This is a genomic window from Sphingomonas bacterium, from assembly GCF_903643065.1.
Taxonomy (GTDB): domain Bacteria; phylum Pseudomonadota; class Alphaproteobacteria; order Sphingomonadales; family Sphingomonadaceae; genus Sphingomonas.
This window is the reverse complement of sequence record NZ_CAHJWX010000122.1, coordinates 1-6252: the sequence shown is the minus strand read 5'-3', so window position 1 is coordinate 6252 and position 6252 is coordinate 1. Positions and strand designations below refer to the sequence as shown.

The window sequence follows — 6252 nt, the reverse complement described above, 5'->3', positions numbered from 1 at the left end:
GGGCGCGAACGCCGGCGTGGACGCACCGGCGGAGGCGACGGCGCCGCGCACGCGAAAGGGCGCGCCGGTGACGGCGGAGACGCAGGTGCTGGAGAGCTCGCCGGTGGCGGCGGAAGCGGCCGAGGGCACGCAGGCGGCGGACGCCCCGGTCAAGCCGGTCGCGAGCAAGGCCGAGGGGAAGCCGCGCGCAAAGAAGGCGGCGCAATAGCGTCATCGTCACCCCGGCCTCGACCCGGGGTCCCGCTGCCTAGATCCGACGCCGAAGAAAGCGGGATCCCGGCCCAAGGCCGGGATCCCGAGGGGAGAGCAGCATGACGCTACCCATCATCGCCGTGCTGCTGCCCTGCTTCAACGAGGAGGCGGCGGTCGGGGCGACGGTGGCGGCGTTCCGCGCGGCGCTGCCGGGCGCGGTGATCCATGTCTATGACAACAACTCGGCCGACCGGACCGCCGCCGTCGCGAACGCGGCCGGGGCGCTGGTCCGCCACGAGCGGGTGCAGGGCAAGGGCGCGGTGGTGCGGCGCATGTTCGCCGATGTCGAGGCGGACGTGTACGTGATGGCGGATGGCGACGCGACCTACGACGCGGGCGCGGCGCCGGCGATGGTTGCGCGGCTGCTGGACGAGCAGCTCGACATGATGGTGGGCGCTCGCGTGCCCGATGAAGCGGACGCGTACCGGCGCGGGCATGTGCTGGGCAACCGGCTGATGACCGGCTTCCTGGCGCGGCTGTTCGGACGGTCGTTCACCGACATCTTCTCCGGCTATCGCGTCTTCTCGCGGCGCTTCGTGAAGAGCTATCCGGCGCTGTCGACCGGGTTCGAGATCGAGACCGATATCTGCGTCCACGCGCTGGAGCTGCGCATGCCGGTGGGGGAGATGGAGACGGCCTATGCGGCGCGGCCGGCGGGATCGGCGTCCAAGCTGTCCACCTATCGCGACGGCGCGCGCATCCTGCGCACGATGGTGACGCTGTATCGCCTGGAGCGGCCGATGCGGTTCTTCGGCACGATCGGGTTGTTGCTGGCGCTGGTGGCGATGATGCTGGGCGTGCCGCTGGCGACGACCTACGCGCGCACGGGGCTGGTGCCGCGCTTCCCCACCGCGATCGCGGCGACGGGGCTGGTGATCCTGGCGGCCTTGTGTGTCTTTGCCGGGCTGATCCTGGACACGGTGACGCGCGGTCGACGCGAGGTGCGCCGGCTGGCTTACCTCGCGCAGCGGGCGCCCGGGGCTTGAAGTCGGTCCGGGCGTGGGCGATGTAGGTCACTCTTTCGCAGCAGAGAGTTTCCCATGCACAATCCGTTCGAGACCGGCGATTTCCGCGCTCCGCTCGCCCAGGCCGGGCTCGGCCTCACCCAGACGCAAGCGGGTCTGGTGCCGATCGTCATCGAGCAGTCGAACCGCGGCGAACGCTCGTTCGACATCTTCTCCCGCCTCTTGCGCGAGCGCATCGTGTTCGTGACCGGCGGAGTCGAGGACGGGATGGCGTCGCTGATCACCGCCCAGCTGCTGTTCCTGGAGTCGGAGAATCCGAAGAAGGACATCTTCATGTATATCAACTCGCCGGGCGGCGTCGTCACGGCGGGCATGGCGATCCATGACACGATGCAATATATCCGGCCGAAGGTCGGCACCGTGTGCATCGGGCAGGCGGCGTCGATGGGGTCGTTTCTGCTCGCGAGCGGCGAGCCGGGGATGCGCGTCGCGCTCACCAACGCGCGGATCATGATCCACCAGCCCTCGGGCGGCGCGCAGGGCATGGCGTCCGACATCGAGATCCAGGCCAAGGAGATCCTGCGCATCCGGTCGCGAATGAACGAGCTGTACGCCAGGTATACCGGCCAGCCGATCGACGAGATCGAGCGGCGGATGGATCGTGACACCTTCCTGTCGTCGGACGAGGCGAAGACCTTTGGGCTGATCGACGAGGTGTTCGACAAACGGCCGGCGCCGGTCGACGCGCTGGCGGTCGCGGCCTGAACGGCGCGGGTCGCGGGGCTGGATGTGCCCGCGACCGGCCAGGTGCCGCTGCTGCGGACCATCGAGGGTTTGCGCCTCGTCGCCAGCATCGGCATAGCGGCGCTGCACATCCTGCCCCATGCGGGCGTGCGGCCGCCGGGGACGTTGTCGCTGTTCGTCGACCTGTTCTTCGTGGTGTCCGGCATCGTCATCGGCGGCGTCTACGTCGGGGTGATCCGGTCGGCGGAGGACTATGGGCGGTTCCTGCGCAAGCGCTTCGCCCGGCTATACCCGCTCCACCTCGCGACGCTATTGTTCTACATCGCGATCGGCGTCGGCGTCGCGCGCTACCACCTGACCGTCGACGATCCGAGCCGGTTCGACGCCGGGCAGATCGTGCCCAACCTGTTGCTGATTCACGCTTGGTTTCCGGACGGCAAGCTGTCGTATAATTTCGTGTCGTGGTCGATCAGCGCGGAAGTGTTCGCCTATCTGGTCTTCCCGGTGCTGGCGGCGGCGATCGCGATCGGGCGCGGGCGGGGCCTGCTGATGGTCGCGGTGCTGCTGGCGGCGAGCATCTGGCTGGCGCGCGCGCTGACCGGGTTGCCGCTGTACGAGCTGACTTGGCGGATGGGTATCCTGCGCGTGCTGCCGAGCTTCGCGTTCGGGCTGTGGCTGGCGGTGCATGGCGCCGGGGTGCTGCGTCCGCTGCTCGCGCGGAGCGGCGCGGTGTTCCACGCCGCGCTGGCGGTGTTCGCGATCGCGCTGTTCGCGCCCACGCCCGGCTATCTGATGCTGGCGGCGAGTTGGGGCCTAGTCGCGGCGGGGCTGCTGGCCGATCAGGCGGGCGTGTCGACGCTGCTGAGCGTCCGCCCGATCAGCGCGCAGGGCCGGCTGACCTATTCCATCTACATGCTGCACGTGCCCGTCACGACCGTGTTCATTTCGTTCGTGTTCCCGCGCCTGCTCGGTCGCTCGCCGGCGGCGGCGGCCGTGTCGATCGGGCTGGGCGTCGTCATCATCGCCCTACTCTCGGCCGCCTCCTTCGCCTGGTTCGAGAACCCGCTGCGGCGCTGGATCGGCGGCGGGGCGGCGGCACGCCCGCGCCCGGGGCCCCGCTCGCCCGTTCCCTCCGCGGGAGCCTGATCAACGATCAGCGAGCAGGCGTCCGCGCGCGGCGTCGTATTCGCGTTTCAGCTGGTCGATGCGCGCCGCGACCGGCTCCACGGCCGTCACCGCGCCGATCCCCTGGCCCGAGCCCCAGATGTCCTTCCACGCCTTGGGCGCGGTGCCGCCGCCGAAGCTCATCGTGGCGAGGTCGCCCTCGGGCAGGTTGTCGGGATCGAGCCCCGCCGCCGTGATCGAGCCGCGCAGGTAATTGCCGTGCACGCCGGTGAACAGATTCGAATAGACGATGTCGCTCGCTCGGCCCGCGACGATGCCGGCCTTGTACCCGTCGTCGGCGTTCGCCTCGTCGGTCGCGATGAAGGGCGAACCGATATAGGCGAAGTCGGCGCCCATCGCCCGCGCGGCCAGCACCGCGCCGCCCGTCGCGATCGAGCCGGACAGCGCCAGCGGACCATCGAACCATTGCCGGATCTCGCCGACCAGCGCGAAGGGCGACAATCGTCCGGCATGGCCGCCGGCGCCGGCGGCGACCGCGATCAGCCCGTCCGCGCCCTTTTCGATCGCCTTGCGCGCGAACCGGTCGTCGATGATGTCGTGCAGCGCGATCCCGCCCCAGCCGTGCACCGCCCGGTTGAGCTCCTCGCGCGCGCCGAGCGACGTGATGGTGATCGGCACCCGCCACTTGGCGCAGATGGTGAGATCCTGTTCCAGCCGGTCGTTGGACTTGTGGACGATCTGGTTGACCGCGAACGGCGCGGCGGGGCGTTCGGGATGATCGCGGTTGTGCGCGGCCAGCTCCTGCGTGATGCGATGCAGCCACTCGTCGAGCAGCGCCGCCGGTCGGGCGTTGAGCGCCGGAAACGAGCCGACGATCCCCGCCTTGCACTGAGCGATGACCAGATCGGGGCCGGAGATGATGAACAGCGGCGAGCCGATGACGGGCAGCGCGAGGTGATCGAACAGGGCGGGAAGCGGCATGCCCCGGATTGTGTCACGCGGCCGGTTCCCGTGTCCAGCGGCGGGGCCGGCCGCTTGCGTCAGGCGACCCGGCCCGCGACCAGATCGCCGACCACGGCCGGGTCCGCCAGCGTGCTGGTGTCGCCCAGATCGTCCGTCCGCCCCGCCGCGATCGCGCGCAGGATGCGGCGGATGATCTTGCCCGAGCGCGTTTTCGGAAGTGAGGCCGCGAACTGGAGTGCGTCGGGGGTGGCGATCGGGCCGATCTCCTGGCGGACCCAGGCCTTGAGCGTGTCGCCCAGCTCGGGCGTGGCCGCGACGCCGGCATTGAGCGTCACATAGGCGTAGATGGCGGCGCCCTTCACCTCGTGCGGGCGGCCGACCACCGCCGCCTCCGCCACATCGGGGTGCAGCACCAGTGCCGATTCGACCTCCGCCGTGCCGAGCCGGTGGCCCGAGACGTTGATGACGTCGTCGACCCGGCCGGTGATCCAGTAATAGCCGTCCGCGTCGCGCCGCGCGCCGTCGCCGGTGGCGTATTTGCCCGGAAATTGCGTGAAATAGGTCTGGAAGAACCGCTCGGGATCGCCCCAGACGCCGCGCATCTGGCCGGGCCAGCTTTCCTTGATGACGAGGTCGCCACTCGCTGCCTTGGTCAGCACCGTGCCCTCGGCATCGACGATCTGCGGCGAGACGCCGAACAGCGGCCTGGTGGCCGAGCCCGGCTTGAGCGGCGTCGCGCCGGGCAGGGGGGCGATCATCGCGCCGCCGGTCTCCGTCTGCCACCAGGTGTCGATGATCGGGCAGCGGCCCTCGCCGACGACCTCGCGATACCAGCGCCACGCCTCCGGATTGATCGGCTCGCCCACCGTGCCCAGCAGCTTGAGCGAGGCGCGGCTGGTCGCCTTCACCGGCGCGTCGCCCTCCTTCATCAGCGCGCGCAGGGCGGTCGGCGCGGTATAGAGGGCGTGCACCCGGTGCCGGTCCACCACCTGCCACATCCGGCTCGCGTCGGGCCAGTTGGGCAGCCCCTCGAACATCAAGGTCGTGCCGCCATTGGCGAGCGGGCCATAGACGACGTAGCTGTGCCCCGTGATCCAGCCGACATCGGCCGCGCACCACCAGACCTGGCCCGGCTTGAGGTCGAAGCACCAGGCGTGCGTGCATTTGGCGTAGAGCAGGTAGCCGGCGGTGGTGTGCATCACGCCCTTGGGCTTGCCGGTCGAGCCGCTGGTATAGAGGATGAACAGCGGATCCTCCGCGTCCATCGCGGCGGGCGGGCAATCGAGACCGGCGGCCTGCATGCCCTCATGCCACCAGCGGTCGCGCTCGCCCATCGGCACGGCGGCGCCGGTTGCCTGCACCACGACGACGCGCTCGACCGGGACACGCTCGGCGGCGGCGTCGACATTCGCCTTGAGGGGGATGCGCTTGCCCCCGCGCCGGCCCTCGTCGGCGGTGATGACCAGCGTCGAGCCGCAATCGGCGATGCGTCCGGCCAGCGCCTCGGGCGAGAAGCCGCCGAACACCACCGAATGGATCGCGCCAATCCGCGCGCAGGCGAGCATCGCGATCGCCGCCTCCGGGATCATCGGCAGGTAGATGGTGACGCGGTCGCCCTTCGCGACGCCATGGCCCTTGAGCATGTTGGCCGCGCGGCAGACGGCGGCATGCAGCTCGGCATAGGTGAAGCGGCGCGGCTCCTCGCCCGGCTCGTCCGGCTCCCAGATCAGCGCCGGGGCGTTGGCGTGCTGGTGCAGGTGCCGATCGAGGCAATTATGCGCGACGTTGAGCTGGCCGTCGGCGAACCAGCGGATGTGGAAATCCTTCTCCGCGAAGGAATAGTCGCCGGCGATGGTCGGCGGGCGGACCCAGTCCAGGCTCCTGGCCTGGTCCATCCAGAAGCCGCCGGGGCTGCTGACCGACTCCTCGTACAGCCGCCGATACTCCGCCTCGTCGATGCTGGCGGCGCTCGCGCGGGCGAGGGGGACGGGATAGGTGTGGTCGCTCATCCCGGTCGCCTAGCGCGCGCAGGGGCGCGCCGGCAATGGCGCCAGGTTACTTCTGGCGCGCCTTGCGGGCGGCGTAGCGGGCGTCGCGGATGGCCTTGAGTTCGGCGGCGGACGCGACCTTGGGGATGCGCTTGGCGGCGGCGGCGGCGGCGGCCGCGGCGGCCTCTTCCGCCTCGCGCGCCACCTGTTCGCGC

Annotated in this window: 5 protein-coding genes and 1 pseudogene; 4 read left to right on the top strand and 2 right to left on the bottom strand. The window is 70.4% G+C overall.

The genetic code is table 11. The features are described 5' to 3' along the window. The 4 genes and pseudogenes from HUU95_RS05865 to HUU95_RS05850 form a co-directional block, all read left to right on the top strand. Positions 1-208: pseudogene (locus tag HUU95_RS05865) on the top strand (hypothetical protein); the annotation flags it as partial. Between the two features lie 103 nt (positions 209-311). Continuing rightward, the gene (locus HUU95_RS05860; RefSeq protein WP_174279259.1) at positions 312-1238 is read left to right on the top strand and encodes a glycosyltransferase family 2 protein; all 927 of its coding nucleotides are present in this window, start codon (positions 312-314) and stop codon (positions 1236-1238) included. 54 nt (positions 1239-1292) lie between these two features. Continuing rightward, entirely contained in the window at positions 1293-1982 is a 690-nt protein-coding gene (locus tag HUU95_RS05855) for an ATP-dependent Clp protease proteolytic subunit (RefSeq protein ID WP_174279258.1), read from the top strand. A 24-nt stretch (positions 1983-2006) separates the two neighbouring features. Then, complete coding sequence (locus HUU95_RS05850; protein WP_174279257.1) at positions 2007-3107, top strand: acyltransferase family protein; 1101 nt, start codon at positions 2007-2009, stop codon at positions 3105-3107. On the opposite strand, the gene HUU95_RS05845 is transcribed toward HUU95_RS05850, so the two are convergent. Both HUU95_RS05845 and acs read right to left on the bottom strand, forming a co-directional pair. Continuing rightward, complete coding sequence (locus HUU95_RS05845) at positions 3108-4067, bottom strand: NAD(P)H-dependent flavin oxidoreductase (protein WP_174279256.1); 960 nt, start codon at positions 4065-4067, stop codon at positions 3108-3110. A gap of 59 nt (positions 4068-4126) precedes the next feature. Beyond that, positions 4127-6058, bottom strand: a complete 1932-nt coding sequence (acs, locus tag HUU95_RS05840) for an acetate--CoA ligase (RefSeq protein WP_174279255.1) — start codon at positions 6056-6058, stop codon at positions 4127-4129. Between the last annotated feature and the right edge of the window lie 194 nt (positions 6059-6252).

Coding starts and splice junctions, on each gene's coding strand:
- HUU95_RS05860 (WP_174279259.1), top strand. CDS start 312: ATGACGCTACCCATCATCGCCGTGCTGCTGCCCTGCTTCAACGAGGAG.
- HUU95_RS05855 (WP_174279258.1), top strand. CDS start 1,293: ATGCACAATCCGTTCGAGACCGGCGATTTCCGCGCTCCGCTCGCCCAG.
- HUU95_RS05845 (WP_174279256.1), bottom strand. CDS start 4,067: ATGCCGCTTCCCGCCCTGTTCGATCACCTCGCGCTGCCCGTCATCGGC.
- acs (WP_174279255.1), bottom strand. CDS start 6,058: ATGAGCGACCACACCTATCCCGTCCCCCTCGCCCGCGCGAGCGCCGCC.